Origin of the sequence: Arthrobacter rhizosphaerae, assembly GCF_023062595.1 — a bacterium.
Taxonomy (GTDB): domain Bacteria; phylum Actinomycetota; class Actinomycetes; order Actinomycetales; family Micrococcaceae; genus Arthrobacter; species Arthrobacter rhizosphaerae.
Genome location: NZ_JALLAN010000006.1, coordinates 26027 through 43123, shown reverse-complemented (window position 1 = coordinate 43123; position 17097 = coordinate 26027). Strand labels below are relative to the sequence as shown.

Here is a 17097-nt window from a genome sequence, read left to right as displayed (position 1 = left end):
TGAGTTGTCATGCCATTCCAGGTTTATGGTGCATCAGGCGATAGATACACCCATTCAGCAGGACGACGTCGGCTCTCGGCAATTGCGGCAGGCGTCGCTGCCATCGCGATGTCAATCGGATTGGCGGCCATACCGGCACAGGCCGTACCGCCGCCCCCGCCGTTGGACTATGTCGCACTCGGGGACTCCTACGCGGCTGGCCATGGCGCGGCACCGTATACCGATAGCTGCTTCCGGAGCCAAAAGGGATACCCTGCGATTGCCGACAAACGCCGGGACGTACAGCTGACAGCCAACGCCGCGTGCTCGGGATGGACCATGGATGCCGTCCTGGCCAACCTTCCTGTCGCTGCTCTGCAGGATGCCGAAATTGTCACGCTCACTGTAGGGGCGAACGATTTGAACAGCACAGACCTCCTGATCGCATGCCTTCCCGACCCGTTATCGGTTCAATGCCTTGAGGCTGGTAAGCGCGTGGAGGACATGCTGACGGACGGTAGCTTTGCAATGGAATTGGCCACCCTGGTGACCAGGATCCACATGTTCGCACCAGACGCGAAAATTGTCCTCACGGGATACCCTTACCTCTTCGATCCGAATCACCCGTTTGCTGCCGTGGGAAATCTTTTGGCTGGCGCACTCAACCAGGTGATCGCCGGCGTCGCAGCAGCAACGGGGTCCCAGTACGTCGATGTCACGGCTGCCTTCGCCGGGCACGCAGTCGGTTCGGCTGAGCCATGGCTCAACTTCTTCCCGGACAACCCGCTGGATCCTACGAACTTCCATCCAACCGGCGAAGGCTACAGGCACGGCTACTTTGCCTCGTTGGTCAGTCAGGGTGCGTTCGTCTTGAACTAACCCACGCTCGCGTATCGTGCAGCGCTGCCGACGGAGGGCTGGAATGGTCACTTGCTACACTCTGCTCATGATCGGGCTTCCCTTCGCGGGAGACGGGCTGGTGCACGCCGGCCTGTTAGGGCTGGGAATCCTCGCAGCCTTGCTGTTCTACGCCTATGAGAAGCGCCGGCGCGGCCTGTCCGACCCACGGCTGTGGCCCATTGCCGGTTTCGCTATAGCCTTCGGGGCCATTGGTTCAAGGGCCCTCACATGGGATGTTTCCCGGCAGGTCTCCTTGGCGGACTGGTGGGGCAACGGCGACCGCAGCATCCTCGCGGGCCTGGTGGGCGCGTGGCTCGGCGTCCACTTGGGTAAACGGCTGACAGGTTATCGCGAAGCCACCGGGGATTTGCTGGCACCCGCGGTCGCCCTGGCGCTGGTCATCGGACGGGTGGGCTGTCTCCTTACAGAACTGCCTGGCACCCCGACTGGGGGAGCCTGGGGGATAACGCTCACATCCGGGCAGGCTGCGATGCTGGGCGGACCGCCGGAGGTAGGGCTCCACCCGTCCTTTGCCTATGAAATCGTGTTCCATCTCGCCGCATTCGGGCTCATGTGGCGTTATCGGGACCGCTTGCCTCGTTCTGGCGACCTCTTCATCTGCTATGTGACTTCCTACGCCTTGTTCAGGTTCGGAGTCGAGTTTGTCCGCGGCAACGAGGTGGTCTGGCTTGGGATGAGCCGTCCACAATGGTTCCTCCTGATGATTCTCCCCCTGCTGTCCTGGCGGATGCTGCGGGTATTCGGGAAACCATTCCGCCCGAAGTTGGAAGGAAGAGTGGCATGAGCGAGGACACTCCCGACGTTCCGCGGAACCCGCCCCCACCGCCCCAAGAAGAGGAGAAGGAGCCTCCTAAACCAGGGCTCGGCCTCCTGGTGCTCGGAATCCTGCTGGGGGCTCCTGCTCTTTATGCCCTCTATTTCGGAACAACACAGGGTATTGCTCCGGATCAGGGGTACAAGACCTTCCTCGCCGGGCCTGCAGCGTTCCTACCAATCGCCGTCTATCTGGCGGTAGCCGTTGTCCTGGCGGTCCGGCCACGCACGTCCCGGCTGGGTGCGGGGCTGCTGATTGGCCTGGGAATCTTCACCCTGCTCGGCGGCGGCGTCTGCGTCGGATTCCTCGCGCAGATGAGAGGCGAGATCTGAGATGAATCGGTCACCGTTCTCTTCCCGGCAGGCGCTGCCCGGCCCCGGCCAGCCGCTGCGCGGGGACCGCATCCACCGGTACGTCACAGCCTTCTGTCCCCACTGCCACGAGACAAACCCCCCGCTCACGCAGGTACGGCGCCTGTCCGGCGCGCTGCTGATCCGCGATGACCGGGTTTGGCTCGAACGTGGCTGCCCTGATCACGGCCTCATCAGCACCTTGTACGACGAGTCTCCGGAAATTCTGCGCTACCTGGAGAAGTGGCAGGCGCCAACCAAGCAACACATCCCGGACCAGGCAGGCAATTACCGCCAGGTACCTGAGGCCTACGCCTACGGGCTGCCTGCCATGCAGACGCAGCACACCTGCATCCTCCTGCAGGACATCATCGAGCACTGCAACCTGCGCTGCCCCACCTGCTTCACTGCCTCCGGCCCCCAGTTGCAGGGAGTGGCGCCGCTCAGTGAGGTCCTGGCGAATATCGACACCCGGCTGGCCCGCGAAAACGGGCGGCTGGACGTGCTGATGCTCTCCGGCGGTGAGCCGACACTCTATCCCCATCTGGCCGAACTGCTGGATGAACTCGTCGCCCGGCCGATCGTCCGGATCATGGTGAACAGCAACGGCATGCTGATGGCCACCGACGACGAACTCCTCGCGCTGCTGGCCAGGCACCGGGATCGTGTGGAGGTGTACCTCCAATATGACGGCCCGTCCAAAGAAGCATCGATCCATCACCGAGGGGGAGATCTCACGCGCTTCAAGGACATGGCCATCTCCCGCCTGTCCGAGGCAGGTGTTTTCACCACCCTGACGATGACAGCGACACTCGGCGTCAACGATGACGAGGTCGGCGCCGTCGTGATGCGGGCTTTGGAAACCCCGTTCGTGGGCGGGGTTGCGCTTCAGCCCGTATTCGGTTCAGGGCGCGGCCACGGCATTGACCCCAAGGACAGGCTCACCCACACAGGTGTGCTGGCGCGGCTTGCGGAGCAAACCGGAGGGGTGGTCTCATGGCACGACCTGACAGCACTCCCGTGCTCCCATCCGCATTGCGCGTCCGTGGGCTACATGCTGAAGGACGACTCAGGGGTCTGGCGTTCGTTGACAGCCCTCATCGGGCACGACCAGCTGCTCGCCTGGCTGGAACTCAATCCTGACAGCATCGCAAACCGCATCGCCGACAGCGCGATCCCGCTCGAGTTGCGCAGCCTCATGAAGTCCTCCCTGCTGGACCTGCTCAGCGAGCAGTCCTCCCTGTCCCATCCGCGGACAATGGATCTTTGGAAGAACATCTGCACCCAGTGCGACCTCGGCATCGGCACACTCACTACACTGGCCGCAGGGAAGCTGCCAGGGCAGCAACAGCGGCTGCGCCGACTCCTCGCCGAACGGATCACCCGCATCATGGTCAAGCCCTTCATGGACATCTCGACCATGATCGAAGAACGGCTCACGCAATGCTGCATTCATGTGGGCACGAAGAGTGACGCCGGCGATCATCAGTGCGCTCCGTTCTGTGCTGTTCAGGCGTGGCCGGCCCTGGCCAGGCAACGAATGAGCACAGCCACGGGCACCCGGCTTCTCCCAGTCCGCCAGGTCTGAGTCAGGGATAGGGAGGAATGATGAGTTCCGCTTCTGATGCCCGGCGTATTGCAGCCGGGCCATTGCCGTCGCAGCTGGTTGGTTCCAAGGACGCAGACCGACACGGACACAGGCCTGACCCTGAAACGGACCAGCAGTCCCCACCGCCCTTCGATCCGCTGCGGCTCTGCATCTTCGCGACCGTTGCCCTGCTCGGCTGGGCAGCGGGTCCGGTGGCGCTGGCCGTGTTCGCCGCAGTCGGTTTCGCAGGCTATTGGAAAGCGCGACGGCGGGGCCTCACGAGGTCGAAATGCTACCTCCGCGATACGAGGCTGGTGTTGGCCTACCTGGGCACCCTGTTGGCGGCTGGGCTGTGGGGGATATATTCGCTGGCAGCTCAGCTTTTCCGCTTTTGAACCAACAGCGGTGTTCGATAATGACGGGGAGCCAGGGATTGCAGGCCGCCCGACGTCTGGTGACGCACCTGCCCGCGTGCAGATAAGGTGGGTGTTTGCCGCTCTGCGGGGTATAAGACAACTAACAGGTGTTCCCGATCCCACATGAGGTGATGATGGCCATGCGACAAAATCCGGCGATGAGAATTGCGCAGAAGACGGCCCAAAACGCTGTTTTCGATTCCCACGGGAAACCCAAGCCCGGAGTCCACAACATGCTGTTGCGTGCCGTGGAGATCCAACGGCCCCTGGTCCTGGCCAACATCCGGCGTCTCCAGCGCAAGTATCCGACGGCCACGGCGGCACAGTTGGCTGACAAGCTTGAACGCGACTACATCGCTGCCGTTACCGGGGGTGGCGCTTTAGTGGGCGGTACGGCAGTGGTTCCAGGCGTTGGAACAGCGGCTGCTCTGGGGTTGTCGGCCCTGGCCACCATTGGGTTCCTCGAGGCAACAGCCCTGTACGCAACCTCCCTGGCCGAACTTCATGGTGTACGGATGGTGGATCCCGAGAAGGCCAGCACCTTGGTCATGGCCATCATGCTGGGGGAGGAGGGCACGTCCTTGCTGGGCTCACTGGGCGGCCAGGCAACAGGAAAAGGCAGGGGGCCAACACAGGCCTGGGGTTCCGCTTTTGCCCGTGCCACCCCGTTTTCCGGCGGAACCGTGCGTGAGCGTATCCAGAAGGCTTTCCTCCGGAACCTGCTGCAACGTCAGGGCACGGCCTTGCTGGGACGTGCGCTGCCATTCGGTGTGGGCGCTGTTGTTGGAGGAGTGGGCAACCGCATGATGGGACGAGCCGTTGTAGCCAATGCGAAGAAGGCCTTTGGCCCCATGCCGGATACAATTCCCGGGGAGTTGAAGGCTGGACCAGCCGGTGGACCCGCGCCCGCAAACTACCCACCCCGAAACACGATTCAGGGTAACCCTGTTCAGGAAGGCGACACTTTTGGATCTTAACGCCGATTTAGGGCAATCATTTGGCCCATGGGCGGCCGGGGATGACGCCGCCCTTATCCCGCTGCTGACCAGCGCCAACGTTGCCTGCGGACTGCACGCCGGAGACCCCGTCACTATGCTGGACACGTGCCGTGCCGCGGTCGAGCTGGATGTCACCGTCGGTGCGCACCTGGGTTACCGCGATCTTCAGGGCTACGGTCGACGGTTCCTGGACGTCTCTTTTGATGAGCTTTTTGGTGATGTGCTCTACCAGCTTGGCGCCCTGGACGGGGTGGCCCATGCCGTTGGTGCGTCCGTGGATTACGTCAAGCTCCATGGCGCGCTCTTTACCCAGACCCTGCACGACGGCGAACAGGCGTCCGCGGTGATCGCTGCGATCCAGGCCTATGATCCCGGGCTACCTGTACTGGGCCTGCCGGACTCTGCCCTGCTGGCGATGGCCGGAGAAGCAGGTCAGCCCGTATTCCACGAAGCCTATATCGACCGTGTTTACCATCCGGATGGCCGTCCCATGAGGCGGGACGAGGATGGAGCAGCAATCGTCGGTGAGGAACAGATCGTAGAGCGGGCCGTCCGACTTGCACTGAAAGGCGAGGTGGAGGCAGCTGACGGAAGCCTCGTGCGGCTTCGTCCCGATTCGCTGTACCTCTCCGGGGACGCTCCAAACTCGGCCAAGACTGCCTCGGCTGTGCGGGAGGCCCTACTTCAGGCCGGCGTGGAGCTTGACGCTTTCGCCTGAACGTCCAGGGTTCCGGGCGCCTGGCTGCCGTTTCAACAGGACCCTCCCGGCTCCCGCCAGCAGCGCGAGGGCGAACAGCCGGCGTCGGGCTGTCCGGCTGCGGCCGTGCCATCCACCTTCCACCCTTGCGGTTCTCTTCGCCGTTGACGATCGGTAAAGGTTCCCTGATGACGCGGCGGCAGCGCGTCTACGGGATAAGTGCGTCTTGTTCACTACCCGGGCTGTGCCCGCCTCAATGGCTCCCGGCACCGCCTTGTGCTTTAGCAGGAGGAGCCGCCCGGTTGGGCCAACGGCTGCCTCACGGCGGGGCTTTTCACTCAGCTTAACAATGGTCCGGGCCACCCTCTGGGGCGAGTAAACCGGCGGTATCGGCCGCACTTTGTAGCCTGTGTAATTCGCGGCCTGCTGGTAGATCGGCGTGTCAATCGCCGCAGGCAGAACGGTGCAGACATGGATACCTTTACGGCCCTCCAGGAGGAGCTCCGAGCGAAGGCTCACGCCCAGGGCCCTTTCAGCTGCTTTGGAGATGGCATAGGCAGTTCCGTAGGGCTGGGCGATAACCGCCTCAACCGAAGAGACGTTGATGAGGACGCCGGACCCCTTGGCACGGAAGTGGGGGAGAACTGCCCGGGCTCCACGAACATAGCCCATGACGTTGACATCCAGGACGCGTTGATAGTCGCTGAGCGGCACGTCGAGGAAAGCCCCGAAGACGGCGACTGCGGCGTTGTTGATCCAGACGTCGATCCGGCCGAATGCTTCGATGGCGCGGGCGGCCAGCCTGTCCATTGAGGCCGTATCAAGGACGTTGGTTGGCACAGCCACTGCCTTGGCGCCAAGCTTTCGACACTCTCCAGCCAGCGATTCAAGGGCTTCCGAACGTCTGGCAGCCAGAACCACGTGCGCCTTCTTACGCGCAAAGCGGAGCGCAGTCGCACGGCCGATACCGCTCGATGCGCCTGTGATTACGACGACAGAATCCCTTGTCCGCATCTTGGTCTCCCAAGGTCATCAGAGCTCAAGCATTTGGTAAAAACTAAGCAGGCTTAGTTTTTAGATGCTACCCAGAAATGCCGTCCGGGACAACGATGTCGCGGAGGCAACGCGTCAGCCGAAGATCAGGTGGGCCACTGTGAAGATCCCGCAGCCGGCCAAGGCGCCCACCACGGTGCCGTTGATCCGGATGAACTGCAGGTCCTTTCCCACCTGCAGTTCAATTTTGCGTGATGTCTCTTCGGCGTCCCAGCGGGCCACGGTCTCCGTAATGACGGCGGCAATGTCAGAGCGGTAAGTCTTCACGAGGTAGCCTGCAGCGTCACCGATCCAGGCGTTTACCTTGCCTGCCAGCTCCTCGTCGTCCACCAGCCGGGAACCGAAGTCCCGAACGGCGGCCTTGAACTTGATGGTCAGCTCGCTGCGGGGATCGTCGACGGCGTCGAGCAGCGCCCGCTTCATCGTGCCCCACGTACGGGAAGCGAGTTCACGGACTTCAGGATCGCCGAGGACCTGGGCCTTGATGCCTTCAGCCCGCGCGATCATCACGGGATCATGTTGGAGGTCCTGCGCGAGGTCGTTGAGATAGGTGTCGATCGACTTCCTGACCTGGTGCTGGGGGTCGGTTTGTACTGCACGGACGAACTTCAGCACCTCCACATACACCTTGTCGCCTACCAGTCCGTCCACGAACTGCGGAACCCATTGCGGGGAGCGCTGTGACACCAGCCTGCTGACCGTCTCATGGTTTTGGGCGACCCAGTCCACGGTCCGGTCTATGAGGAGGTCCACCAGGGTGTGGTGGTGGCCGTCGGCGAAAATCCGCTCAGCGAGGCGTCCTACGGGGGGTCCCCACGGCGGAGCCAGCAGGTGCTTCCGCACCATGCCTTCGATGACTGCCTGGACGTCGTCGTCGTTCAGAACCTTGAATGCCCCGCGGATGACGGCGGCGCCCTCCTTCGCGACGCGTTCGGCGCCGCCGGGGCCGGCCAGCCAGGAGCCTGCCTTCCGGGCGATATCCACGCTGGCCAGCTTTTCCTGCACCACCTGCTCGGACAGGAAGTTGGTCTCCACGAATTCACCGAGAGAGGCCCCGATCTGGTCCTTCCTCCGCGGAATGATGGCCGTGTGCGGGATCCTGATGCCCATGGGGTATTTGAACAGGGCAGTCACTGCGAACCAGTCTGCGAGCGCACCCACCATTCCGCCTTCAGCAGCCGCACGTACATACTGCAGCCACGGATATTCTTCCTGCAGGGCGAACGCAAAGACGAAGATGACAGCCATGGCGATGAGCATCGCCAAGGCGAGCAGCTTCATCCTGCCGAGGGCAGCAGCCTTGAGGGCGTCGCTGGATGCCGCCTCGGCTTCGGTGTTGGATACGCGCCCGGGAGCAGCCGGAACGGTGGTTGGCTCAGTATTCACCTGCATGTGCCCAGCCTATCGCCGCATCTTTAACAGGTGTCCGATAACGTGGCAGCATGACAATCGACGAGTCCAGACCCGTTCGTCCCCTGGTCTATGCCCATCGCGGCTCAAGTGCCGCTTTCGCCGAGCACACCCGCGCGGCGTACCTGCGGGCCATTGCCGAAGGTGCCGACGGGGTGGAGTGCGACGTCCACCTGACAAAGGACCAGCACGTTGTCCTGTTGCACGACGCAAACCTGGACCGAACCTCTGACGGCACCGGGCCTGTGGCGGAACGGACCCTGGACGAGCTCAGGCTCTTAGATTTTTCCTCCTGGAAGGGTGCCAGGATTCCAACCGAATACGGTGCCCGGTCAGAACAATTCCTGACCCTGCCCGAGTTGTTGGATATCCTGCGGGCAGCGGCCAGGCCCATCGGCTTGGCCATCGAACTCAAGCATCCCAGTCCGTATCAGCTGAAGCTCGAGGACCGGGTGCTTGAAGTGCTTCGGGCCGAGGGCTGGGATTCGCCCTCTTCTGCCGTGGATAACATCTCCGTATCCTTCATGAGCTTCAGCCCCGACTCCGTAAGGCATCTGCGGAAATCGATACCCGGCGATTTCATTTGCCAATTGGTTGATGACATCAACGTTGAAGAGATCCGCGAAGAACTGGGGCTTGGCCCGTTCACCGGCGGGGCCGTGGCAAACGTCATGCGGGCAGCCCAGCTCGAAGGGGAAAGAATCCTGGACGAGGGCGAGGTAGGCATGGCAGGTCCGGGCATTGACTACGTCCGTCAGCACGCCAGGGCAGTGCAGCGCTGGCTTGAATCGGGCCGCCGCTTCAGGGTGTGGACTGTGGACTCGGAGAACGACGTGGCACTGTGTCAAGGGCTGGGGATTCACGAAATCACCACCAACCGGCCGGCGCAGGTATTGGCACAGCTTTAGGAACGGATATTCACAGCATGACCCTCCTCAAGTCCCCCGCTGTGCGGGTGGGCATTTCCATCAGCATTGCCACAGGCCTTTACGGGATCTCCTTTGGTGCGTTGTCGGTGTCTTCCGGTTTGGACTTTTTCCAGACCATGGCACTGAGCCTGCTGTTGTTCAGCGGCGGCTCGCAGTTCGCATTCATCGGTGTTGTTGCCGGCGGCGGAACCGGAATTGCCGCCATGAGTGCCGCAACCCTGTTGGGCATGCGAAACGGCATCTATGGGATGCAGCTCAACGCCTTGCTCCGCCCCAGTGGATGGCGGAAGTATGTAGCAGCGCACATCACTATTGATGAATCCACAGCCACCAGTACCGGCCAGACTGATCCTGGCGAGCAGCAGCGTGGATTCTGGACGGCCGGGATTGGCATCTACGTCCTCTGGAACATCTTTACCGCGGTAGGCGCCCTCGCCGGGAGCGCCCTTGGTGACCCGAAGCAGTGGGGTCTCGACGGCGCTGCCGTGGCGGCTTTCCTGGGTCTGCTGTGGCCCCGGCTCAAGGGCCGGGAGCCGGTTGCCATCGCTGCTGTCTGCGCTCTCGCCACCGTGCTCACAGTTCCGTTGGTGCCGTCAGGGGTGCCGATTCTGATTGCAGCAGTGGTGGCAGCAGCGATTGGCTGGTTCAGCCATGGTCGCAGCGATGAGGGCATGGAGCCGGACGTCGATCCCTATGCCGAACGCCATCATCACCACATTCACAGTCACCCCCGGCACGAGGCCACTGCACCACGGCACCAGGCTGCTCCGGAAGAAGGTATGCGATGAGCCTGTGGATCTGGCTTCTGGTCGCCTGCCTCCTGGGATACCTGTGGAAACTCGCAGGGTACTTTGTCCCGGCAAGCCTGCTCAAGAACCCGCGGATGTCGAGGATCGCCGGCACAATGACCATCGGCCTTCTGGCCTCCCTGACCATCGTAAACACGGTGGCATCAGGTCAGTCGGTGACCCTGGACGCCCGCGTCGGCGCGCTCGCCGCCGCGGCAATAGCGCTCTGGCTCAGGGCGCCGTTCCTCGTAGTGGTCCTTGCCGGCGCCGGGGCAGCCGCAGGATTAAGGCTGATGGGCTGGAACTGACTCCGGATCCCAAGGACCCTGGGCTGTTTCCGCCCCCGCCGAGGCCCCGGCGAAGGCACGTCGGAAGGAGACCGCTGTTTTCTACGGGCCTAAGGCCCTATCCCGCGGAACTGGAAATATGCCAGTATTCGAGAATGACTGAAGAAAACGTCCCTGCTGAACCGCGGGACGACGACGACACGCGCTCGCAGCCGCGGGTTTCTCCGCCCTCCACGGGATCCGAGTCCAACCGTGAATTACAGGACGTTTCCCGCCGTCGTCGGGAATCCGAAGAGAAGCTGCAGCAGCACCTGAAGGAAGCCCAGGACAAAGAAGCCCAAGACAAAGAAGCCCAGGACAAACCTGCCGGGGCGCAAGACGGACCCTCCGAATGACAGGATTGCCCGTTGCGCCCCTGGATTCAGGCGATCACGGTCTGGGTGATCCCGGGTCAGGGAGTCTTGTCTCAGGCGGCACCATAGGCGTCGGGAAACTTCCGAACCTTCCGGCGTTCCAGCTCTTCGGAAGCGAGCTCATACCAGACTTGGGCGCCGAACTCGGGTTCGGGTGTGTCCAGGTTCCGGTACAGGGCGTCGACCAGCTGCTCGAGTTCTCTTACCGTAGCCTCGGAGAGGACCACCCCGGGATCCCGGGAGTCATTGATGTAGTGGACCAGCTGGGGGCGGTTCATGATGTCGCCGCCGGGAGCCGTCGCGGAGAGGGTGGGACACTGAGTCGCCGGGCTGCCAAACGTGGAAATTCCGAACGGAAGCAGTCGGGCTGGAGATGGCGTTGCAGTTGCACGGACATTACTAGCTCCAATACCAAAGTTCTGGGGCTGACTGCGTAACCCACAAAAAGTCTATTGAAATGTGGGCCTGCCCACAACAGGATGTTTCTTTTTCTGACTTTGGATCCATGCCATAAGGGGGTTGAAGTGGATCAGATTTTTTTCCAGCGATTACAGGACCTCGTCCTGGACAGCAACGACGTCGGCGCTTTCCTGCAGGAGATGTCTGTGCTTTCTGCTGCTTCCATCACGGAAGCAGCAGGATTGCCGGTCACCTGTGCAGTAGCTCTGACCCGCCAGCGTAAGTCCGTGACTGTGGCCGGCAGCTGTCCCGAGGCGCGTCAACTGGACGAGATCCAGCAGGCCTTCGGGGACGGGCCGTGCCTCCAGGCTGTGCGGGAGTCTGCTGTCGTGGTGGTGCGGGACACCAGGACCGACACCCGGTGGGGCCGTTACAACCAACTGGTGGCCGACCGCGGCCAGCTGAGTATCCTTGGGGTTCCGTTGGCACTGGAGCATGGAGCCACGGCTTCTCTAAGCTTCTTCGCTCCGGAAGCTGACGCCTTTACTGAGGAAATCATCCGCCATTGCCAGACCTTCGCCTGTCAGGGGGGTAAGGCGCTCAGGCTGGCCGTCAGGATAGGTGCCTCTCAGGAACTCAGGGATGATGTCCTTGCGGCCATGAAGTCCCGGACCAGCATCAATCTGGCGTCCGGAATCGTTATGGGCCAAAGCCGGTGCACGCAGGCTGAGGCAATATCAATCCTGACCAGGGTTTCCAACAACAGGAACGTCAAGCTCCGGGTTGTTGCTGAGGAGATCCTGCGGAACTACGACAGCTCCCTCTCGGCCGAGAACAGTACGCACTTTGATATCTGACGGCTGCCGGAGACCTATGGCAGGCCTTGCAAACCAGGCGCCATAATCCGGCGCTCCACCTCCGGTACGGGGATATGCTGGAAGTGGGCTTGGGAGAGATGGAAGGCGGCGGGGTTGGTGCAATCGGGGCAGTCATGGTGGTAGGCCTTCCGCTTGCCGACGAGCTTGCAGCCGTTTTCGCAAGGGCAAACGAGCTTCTCCTCACCGAGGAGACCGTTTCCCGTGCCCTCGAACTCATCACGGCTGCAGCCCAGGCTGCCATCCCGGGTGCTGTGGGTGCCGGCGTAACCCTGGTCGATGCCGCAGGAAGGAAGCGGACGGCTGCGGCGTCCGATCCCCTGGTGGAGGCAGCCGACAACTCCCAGTACATCTTGGAAGAGGGCCCATGCTTGCAGGCTTGGGCAACCGGGAAGCCGGTTTTGGTTGAGGACGTCCGGACGGATAACCGTTGGCCGGAGTGGCTGGAAGACGCTGGCAAGCTTGGGCTGGGATCTGCTGTAAGCGCGCCGCTGCTCGCGGGCGATTCGGTCCTTGGCGCTGTCAAGGTATACGCCCGCGAGGCCGGAACCTTCAACGCATCCACTGTGGAGCTGATGGAGCTCTTCGCGGCACAGGCCTCCATCTTCATCATTAACGTCCAGGCCCGCGAGAGCGCTCAGACCCTGAGCGAGATGCTGCAGGATGCCCTGGCGGGGCGTGAAATGATTGCGGCGGCAAGAGGGGTCCTGATGGCGAGGTACGGGATTGACGAGGCCTCAGCCATGCAGCAGCTCCTGACAGAATCGCGGCGGGACCGGAAGCCTTTACGTGAGATTTCAGCGGAATTGCTTTCTTCCACCCGGATAGCCGGCATCTGATCGGGGGTACGCTTTGGCCCTGGGCAAAGACGAGGATGAGCAAAGGCTTCGGTTCGAAGAGACGCTGAGGGATGCGGACCTGCGAATCGAAGAACTGTGGCTGAGGTATTTCAGCATTGGAGGGGTTGCAGGCCAGTTTGAAGTCGAGGCCTACATTCACGGAGCCATAGCCCTGCCGCCCCTTCAGCGTGACATCCTGAGCCATGCCCTCAACGAGCGCCTGGACGAGCTCGATTCGCAGGGTGGACGGGCTTCCTACAGCAGGGAGTCTGAGGATGCCGGACGCTCACACGACGACGGCGAAACTTCGGAGAATGAGCCCGGGGACTCGGAGTAAACCTGGACCCGCGTAGGTCAGGCCAGCTGCAAGCCCGGCAGGGGTGACTGGGCAGGCAGAGGACGGCGGGGACGCTCGGTACGGATGGCGTCCTCGATCAGGGCAACCGGACGGCGCCAGGCGTCAGAGCCGGGCTCCATGGTATCCACCACGCCGATCAGCATGGCCAGCAGTCTGAAGAGGTCCGTCAGGGAAATGTCCTCACGGAGTGTTCCTTGACCCTGTCCCCGGCCCAGCAGGACTCCCACAGACTCGATGAGCCCGCCGGTGATGCCTGTGAGCAGCTGCCTCCGTCCGGCCACAGCACCGAGGAGATTGGCGTCCTCGCTGGCTGCGGTCATAAGGGCATCGATGACACTGAAGAGGCCTGCAGCTGCATCGTGTCCGGAGAGGGCATCGTCGATGACGGGATCGACATGAAGGCGGAGCTGGCGGTTGAGCGCGGCCAGCACCAGCTGTTCCTTGTCGGCAAAGTTCCGGAAAAGCGTTGCTGGTCCGACCCCGGCCGTTTCTGCGATGGTTTGAAGGGGAACTTCAGGACCATACTCGCGGAAACACTGCCTCGCGGCACTGATGATTTTGTCTACATTGCGTGCAGCATCAGCACGGAGGGGCTTTCGCTCTACTGCCACGTTCATTTTTCAAGGTTATGGGTTACTGATTGGTAGGCAGCCTATATGACGCAGGGGGCATGAAACACTGGACGCATGTTGCTTGCATTCTCTGTAGCCCCTTCAGGCACGCCCGCAGGAAGGAACCCCGCTTCCGCTGCTACTTCCCCAACCAATGCCGCTGACGGTTCCGTTCACGACGCCGTTGCCGCCGCAGTGAAAATCGTCCGGGAATCGGGACTTCCGCATCAGACAGACTCGATGTTCACCACCATCGAGGGCGAATGGGATGAGGTTTTTGCTGTTGTGAAGGAGGCTACCGAAGCCGTGGGACGTTTCGGCAGCCGCGTGTCTCTAGTCATCAAAGCGGACATCAGGCCTGGCTACTCCGGGGAATTGTCCGGAAAGGTTGAGCGGCTGGAAAAGGCCATCAGCGAAAGCCGATAAATTTGGTCCTTCCGGCACGTTGGCGCTTCCGCGCGTCCCTGTGAACTGCCAGACTGGGCGGATGATCGAGCACAAAGCCGAGTCAAACTGGACCGCAGTGGAAGATTTCCTGACCGACGTCGTCGTCCATCCTGATCCTGGACTTCAGCGGGCGGTGACGTCTGCGGCCGCGGCAGGCATGCCCGGCATTGAGGTGGCGCCAAACGCAGGGAAGCTGTTGAAGTTGCTCGTGCAGCTGTCCGGTTCCCGCAATGTGCTGGAGATCGGCACCCTTGCCGGTTTCAGCACCATCTGGATGGCCCAGGGACTGCCCGACGACGGGCGGCTGGTCACGTGTGAATATCTTCCACGGCATGCCAAGGTAGCCCGGGCAAACGTGGACGCGGCTGGCGTCGGACACAAAGTGGAGATCCGGGTTGGTGCCGCGCTGGAAACCCTGCCCGTGTTGGAGTCTGAATCGCGGGAACCCTTTGATTTTGTCTTCATCGATGCGGACAAGGAAAACGATCCGCACTACCTTGACTGGGCTATCCGCCTCGGCCGGCCAGGAACCACCATCGTGATGGACAACGTGGTGTGGGAGGGCGCTGTTCTGGAGCCGGAACTGGACAACGTCAACGCCCCGGGCATCCTCGATGCGCTCCACATCATGGGGGAAGACCCCAGGGTGGACGCGACTGTGATCCAGACTGTGGGATCAAAGGGCTGGGACGGCTTTGCCCTCGCGCTGGTCAGGTAGTCATCACCGGGAAATCATCACATTGCACAGTGCCCTCGGGAGGAGGGCCGAAACTGTGCGGCCCGGGCCACCCTCCTGACGGTGGGCTCCCAGGACGAGAAGGTCCGCGTTCGCTGACGCGGCTGCAAGTTCCCGCGAGATGGGGTGCCCTTGCCGGAGGACACCAGACACAGTCACATCCGGTGCCAGCTCACGGGCGGTCTCGACGGCATGGTCCACCAACGCCTGTCCGTGCAGAGGGGAGTGCCTGCCGTGGGCTTCGTGATGGCGCCCGTTTTCCACCTCGACGTGGACCAGTTCCAGTGAGGTGTTCAGCGCCCGCGCCATTCTGATGGCGTCGACGATTACCGCTTCGCTGTTGGGCGCGGTGCTGAGCGCTGCCGCAACCGGCTCCCCTCCGCGATGGGGATACCGGACAACCAGAAGCGGGCACGGTGAATGCCCGGCGAGGTCCAGGCAGACGGAACCTGCCAGTTGGCCAACGATCCCGCCTATTCCCCGATGCCCCACAACCAGAAGACGGGCGTCCTTGGTGGCGTCCCTGAGCACCTGGCCCGGGAGGCCGGCCTCGAAGACGCCTTCAACCTCCAGTTCGCCCGATACCTCGTGCGCCAGGTCCACGCCCTCCTGCAGGGTAGCCTCAGCGGCATGGCGCAGCCCGCTGCCGGAGACGCCCTTGACGGGTCCCAGGGATTTGGTGAACACAGGCCATACCCAGGCGTGGATAATCCGCAGCTTCAGGTCCTGGTCAGCAGCATGTTCAGCTGCCCATTTGACGGCGAGCTGGGACTGTTCGGACCCGTCGAACCCCACCGCAAGGATGCGGTTCTCATTCCATTCTGCGGCTCCTGGCATTGCGGCCTCCCTGGATTGCATCGGCGCGAAGGTGGAACCAAGTAAACGCCAAGAGCCGCAGGATTACTAGGGCGCGGGCCTCGCTGCCTGATTATCGGGGGCGGCTACCTGCCACGGGCTCTGTCGTTGCCTTCCCCGCCGTTACTTTCGGCTTCCGGCTGGCCGGCATGCTGTTCGCGCAGTTCGCGGCCCTGGCGGATGTCTTCTTCTTCCTTTTCCTGCATCTTGTCGCTCTTTTTGGTGTCACGGGGCGGCAACTGGATTGTCTCCTCTGCCTCAATGCCTGCCTGAAGCTGCCGCCCGCGTTCCATCTCGGCGTCGAACTCTGCCCCGAAGAGGAGCGACATGTTCAGTATCCAGAGCCACAGCAGCAGCACGATGACGCCGCCCAGGGCTCCGTAGGTCTTGTTGTAATTGGCGAAGTTGGCCACATAGAAGGCGAAGCCCAGTGTGGCCAGGAAGGATACAACCAGGGCGATGAACGAGCCCATGCTCATCCACCGGAACTTGGGCTGCTTCACGTTGGGTGTGGCGTAGTACAGGATGGCGATGGCAACCACCACTAGGAGCACGATCACGGGCCACTTCAGGATGTTCCATGTTGTAAGGAAGGCTCCGCCCAAGCCAATGGCGCTCCCTACGGCCTCAGCCACGGGACCGCTTAGAACCAACATGGCCGCGATCACTGCGACCAGAAGCACGGTCACCACGGTGACACCCAGCATTGTGCCGCGAAGTTTGACGAAACCGCGGCCCTCATCAGTCTCATAGATGCGGTTCATCGCCCGGCCGAAGGCACCCACGTAACCCGATGCGGACCAAAGTGCGGTCACGATACCGAAGACCAGAGTGAAGCCCGCTGCGGGGGAGTTGACCAGTTCCTCCACGGGTTGCCGGATGTAGTCCACCGTTCCGCCTGGCGCAATACCCTGAACGATATCCAGCAGTCCGGAGGTGGTTCTCTCCGCCTGGCCAAATACGCCGAGCAATGACACCAGTGCCAGCAGGGCAGGGAATATCGACAACACACCGAAATATGTCAGGGCTGCGGCAAGATCCTGACATTGATCGCTCATGAACTCCCGGAACGACTTCCGGGCAATGTATTTCCAGGACGGTTTGCTGATGTCCCGAAGGCTGTCAGGTTTGCTCGCATCATCCGGGGCGGGGGCTGTTTGGGCCTTTGCCGTGCTGTTGTCAGCCGTCTCGGTGCCTGCGTTGGAGCTGTTCTTCGCAGAGAAGTTGTTTCTGGCCATGGGAATTATCCTCAAATCTGCCGGATTTCCTTCCGGGGCGTTTCGCTACGAGTGAGGGAGGGATAAACGGGCAGGCCGGCCGGCCCGCGTGCGGGC

Annotated in this window: 22 protein-coding genes; 16 read left to right on the top strand and 6 right to left on the bottom strand. The window is 62.2% G+C overall.

Going from position 1 to position 17097, the window contains the following annotated elements; all coding sequences use genetic code 11:
- Positions 1–9 precede the first annotated feature (9 nt).
- The 7 genes from MU551_RS09880 to MU551_RS09850 all read left to right on the top strand — a co-directional run bounded on the left by MU551_RS09880 (position 10) and on the right by MU551_RS09850 (position 5784).
- On the top strand, positions 10–858 hold the full coding sequence (locus MU551_RS09880) for an SGNH/GDSL hydrolase family protein (protein WP_247043338.1): 849 nt from the start codon (positions 10–12) through the stop codon (positions 856–858).
- Between the two features lie 67 nt (positions 859–925).
- Positions 926–1684, top strand: coding sequence for a prolipoprotein diacylglyceryl transferase (locus MU551_RS09875; RefSeq protein ID WP_247043336.1), 759 nt, complete (start codon positions 926–928; stop codon positions 1682–1684).
- Positions 1681–2046 carry a hypothetical protein gene (locus MU551_RS09870; protein WP_247043334.1) on the top strand — a complete coding sequence of 122 codons (366 nt, stop codon included), beginning with the start codon at positions 1681–1683 and terminating at the stop codon, positions 2044–2046. Before MU551_RS09875 ends, MU551_RS09870 begins: the two co-directional genes overlap by 4 nt.
- A gap of 1 nt (position 2047) precedes the next feature.
- Positions 2048–3652: a radical SAM protein gene (locus MU551_RS09865; protein ID WP_247043325.1), complete on the top strand. Its 1605-nt coding sequence runs from the start codon at positions 2048–2050 to the stop codon at positions 3650–3652.
- Between the two features lie 20 nt (positions 3653–3672).
- A complete protein-coding gene (locus MU551_RS09860; RefSeq protein WP_247043315.1) occupies positions 3673–4047 on the top strand; it encodes a hypothetical protein in 375 nt (124 codons plus the stop codon).
- A gap of 155 nt (positions 4048–4202) precedes the next feature.
- Entirely contained in the window at positions 4203–5045 is an 843-nt protein-coding gene (locus MU551_RS09855; RefSeq protein WP_247044030.1) for a hypothetical protein, read from the top strand.
- Positions 5035–5784 carry a LamB/YcsF family protein gene (locus tag MU551_RS09850; RefSeq protein WP_247043314.1) on the top strand — a complete coding sequence of 250 codons (750 nt, stop codon included), beginning with the start codon at positions 5035–5037 and terminating at the stop codon, positions 5782–5784. Before MU551_RS09855 ends, MU551_RS09850 begins: the two co-directional genes overlap by 11 nt.
- Here MU551_RS09850 and MU551_RS09845 read toward each other — a convergent pair.
- Positions 5746–6777: an SDR family oxidoreductase gene (locus MU551_RS09845; protein WP_247043306.1), complete on the bottom strand. Its 1032-nt coding sequence runs from the start codon at positions 6775–6777 to the stop codon at positions 5746–5748. The genes MU551_RS09850 and MU551_RS09845 overlap by 39 nt on opposite strands.
- 114 nt (positions 6778–6891) lie before the next feature.
- A complete protein-coding gene (locus MU551_RS09840; protein WP_372489837.1) occupies positions 6892–8208 on the bottom strand; it encodes a DUF445 domain-containing protein in 1317 nt (438 codons plus the stop codon).
- A 50-nt stretch (positions 8209–8258) separates the two neighbouring features.
- Between MU551_RS09840 and MU551_RS09835 the strand changes: the two genes are divergently transcribed.
- From MU551_RS09835 to MU551_RS09820, 4 genes are all read left to right on the top strand, one after another.
- Positions 8259–9134 carry a glycerophosphodiester phosphodiesterase gene (locus MU551_RS09835; protein ID WP_247043304.1) on the top strand — a complete coding sequence of 292 codons (876 nt, stop codon included), beginning with the start codon at positions 8259–8261 and terminating at the stop codon, positions 9132–9134.
- A gap of 17 nt (positions 9135–9151) precedes the next feature.
- Positions 9152–9943 carry an AzlC family ABC transporter permease gene (locus MU551_RS09830; protein WP_247043302.1) on the top strand — a complete coding sequence of 264 codons (792 nt, stop codon included), beginning with the start codon at positions 9152–9154 and terminating at the stop codon, positions 9941–9943.
- Positions 9940–10251 (top strand): AzlD domain-containing protein, encoded by a 312-nt coding sequence (locus MU551_RS09825; RefSeq protein ID WP_247043300.1) that lies wholly within the window; start codon positions 9940–9942, stop codon positions 10249–10251. The genes MU551_RS09830 and MU551_RS09825 overlap by 4 nt, the downstream gene beginning before the upstream one ends.
- 134 nt (positions 10252–10385) lie before the next feature.
- Positions 10386–10625, top strand: coding sequence for a hypothetical protein (locus MU551_RS09820; protein WP_247043290.1), 240 nt, complete (start codon positions 10386–10388; stop codon positions 10623–10625).
- A gap of 71 nt (positions 10626–10696) precedes the next feature.
- Here MU551_RS09820 and MU551_RS09815 read toward each other — a convergent pair whose 3' ends face one another.
- Positions 10697–10921 (bottom strand): hypothetical protein, encoded by a 225-nt coding sequence (locus MU551_RS09815; RefSeq protein ID WP_247043288.1) that lies wholly within the window; start codon positions 10919–10921, stop codon positions 10697–10699.
- Positions 10922–11167: 246 nt separating this feature from the next.
- On the opposite strand from MU551_RS09815, the gene MU551_RS09810 reads away from it, so the two are divergent.
- The 3 genes from MU551_RS09810 to MU551_RS09800 all read left to right on the top strand — a co-directional run bounded on the left by MU551_RS09810 (position 11168) and on the right by MU551_RS09800 (position 13093).
- Positions 11168–11899 (top strand): GAF and ANTAR domain-containing protein, encoded by a 732-nt coding sequence (locus tag MU551_RS09810; RefSeq protein ID WP_247043286.1) that lies wholly within the window; start codon positions 11168–11170, stop codon positions 11897–11899.
- 98 nt (positions 11900–11997) lie between these two features.
- Complete coding sequence (locus MU551_RS09805; RefSeq protein ID WP_247044026.1) at positions 11998–12756, top strand: GAF and ANTAR domain-containing protein; 759 nt, start codon at positions 11998–12000, stop codon at positions 12754–12756.
- A 13-nt stretch (positions 12757–12769) separates the two neighbouring features.
- Positions 12770–13093 (top strand): hypothetical protein, encoded by a 324-nt coding sequence (locus MU551_RS09800; protein ID WP_247043284.1) that lies wholly within the window; start codon positions 12770–12772, stop codon positions 13091–13093.
- 17 nt (positions 13094–13110) lie between these two features.
- On the opposite strand, the gene MU551_RS09795 is transcribed toward MU551_RS09800, so the two are convergent.
- Positions 13111–13731: a TetR/AcrR family transcriptional regulator gene (locus tag MU551_RS09795; protein ID WP_247043282.1), complete on the bottom strand. Its 621-nt coding sequence runs from the start codon at positions 13729–13731 to the stop codon at positions 13111–13113.
- Between the two features lie 69 nt (positions 13732–13800).
- On the opposite strand from MU551_RS09795, the gene MU551_RS09790 reads away from it, so the two are divergent.
- Together MU551_RS09790 and MU551_RS09785 are read left to right on the top strand one after the other, a co-directional pair.
- Positions 13801–14151: a thiamine-binding protein gene (locus tag MU551_RS09790; protein WP_247043280.1), complete on the top strand. Its 351-nt coding sequence runs from the start codon at positions 13801–13803 to the stop codon at positions 14149–14151.
- A gap of 61 nt (positions 14152–14212) precedes the next feature.
- Positions 14213–14890 carry an O-methyltransferase gene (locus MU551_RS09785; RefSeq protein ID WP_247043272.1) on the top strand — a complete coding sequence of 226 codons (678 nt, stop codon included), beginning with the start codon at positions 14213–14215 and terminating at the stop codon, positions 14888–14890.
- 3 nt (positions 14891–14893) lie between these two features.
- Here MU551_RS09785 and MU551_RS09780 read toward each other — a convergent pair whose 3' ends face one another.
- Both MU551_RS09780 and MU551_RS09775 read right to left on the bottom strand, forming a co-directional pair.
- Positions 14894–15745 carry a universal stress protein gene (locus MU551_RS09780; protein WP_247043270.1) on the bottom strand — a complete coding sequence of 284 codons (852 nt, stop codon included), beginning with the start codon at positions 15743–15745 and terminating at the stop codon, positions 14894–14896.
- Between the two features lie 104 nt (positions 15746–15849).
- The gene (locus MU551_RS09775) at positions 15850–17001 is read right to left on the bottom strand and encodes a YihY/virulence factor BrkB family protein (RefSeq protein ID WP_247043267.1); all 1152 of its coding nucleotides are present in this window, start codon (positions 16999–17001) and stop codon (positions 15850–15852) included.
- Positions 17002–17097 lie beyond the last annotated feature (96 nt).

Coding starts and splice junctions, on each gene's coding strand:
- MU551_RS09880 (WP_247043338.1), top strand. CDS start 10: ATGCCATTCCAGGTTTATGGTGCATCAGGCGATAGATACACCCATTCA.
- MU551_RS09875 (WP_247043336.1), top strand. CDS start 926: ATGATCGGGCTTCCCTTCGCGGGAGACGGGCTGGTGCACGCCGGCCTG.
- MU551_RS09870 (WP_247043334.1), top strand. CDS start 1,681: ATGAGCGAGGACACTCCCGACGTTCCGCGGAACCCGCCCCCACCGCCC.
- MU551_RS09865 (WP_247043325.1), top strand. CDS start 2,048: ATGAATCGGTCACCGTTCTCTTCCCGGCAGGCGCTGCCCGGCCCCGGC.
- MU551_RS09860 (WP_247043315.1), top strand. CDS start 3,673: ATGAGTTCCGCTTCTGATGCCCGGCGTATTGCAGCCGGGCCATTGCCG.
- MU551_RS09855 (WP_247044030.1), top strand. CDS start 4,203: ATGGCCATGCGACAAAATCCGGCGATGAGAATTGCGCAGAAGACGGCC.
- MU551_RS09845 (WP_247043306.1), bottom strand. CDS start 6,777: ATGCGGACAAGGGATTCTGTCGTCGTAATCACAGGCGCATCGAGCGGT.
- MU551_RS09840 (WP_372489837.1), bottom strand. CDS start 8,208: ATGCAGGTGAATACTGAGCCAACCACCGTTCCGGCTGCTCCCGGGCGC.
- MU551_RS09835 (WP_247043304.1), top strand. CDS start 8,259: ATGACAATCGACGAGTCCAGACCCGTTCGTCCCCTGGTCTATGCCCAT.
- MU551_RS09830 (WP_247043302.1), top strand. CDS start 9,152: ATGACCCTCCTCAAGTCCCCCGCTGTGCGGGTGGGCATTTCCATCAGC.
- MU551_RS09825 (WP_247043300.1), top strand. CDS start 9,940: ATGAGCCTGTGGATCTGGCTTCTGGTCGCCTGCCTCCTGGGATACCTG.
- MU551_RS09820 (WP_247043290.1), top strand. CDS start 10,386: ATGACTGAAGAAAACGTCCCTGCTGAACCGCGGGACGACGACGACACG.
- MU551_RS09815 (WP_247043288.1), bottom strand. CDS start 10,921: ATGAACCGCCCCCAGCTGGTCCACTACATCAATGACTCCCGGGATCCC.
- MU551_RS09805 (WP_247044026.1), top strand. CDS start 11,998: ATGGAAGGCGGCGGGGTTGGTGCAATCGGGGCAGTCATGGTGGTAGGC.
- MU551_RS09795 (WP_247043282.1), bottom strand. CDS start 13,731: ATGAACGTGGCAGTAGAGCGAAAGCCCCTCCGTGCTGATGCTGCACGC.
- MU551_RS09790 (WP_247043280.1), top strand. CDS start 13,801: ATGTTGCTTGCATTCTCTGTAGCCCCTTCAGGCACGCCCGCAGGAAGG.
- MU551_RS09785 (WP_247043272.1), top strand. CDS start 14,213: ATGATCGAGCACAAAGCCGAGTCAAACTGGACCGCAGTGGAAGATTTC.
- MU551_RS09780 (WP_247043270.1), bottom strand. CDS start 15,745: ATGCCAGGAGCCGCAGAATGGAATGAGAACCGCATCCTTGCGGTGGGG.
- MU551_RS09775 (WP_247043267.1), bottom strand. CDS start 17,001: ATGGCCAGAAACAACTTCTCTGCGAAGAACAGCTCCAACGCAGGCACC.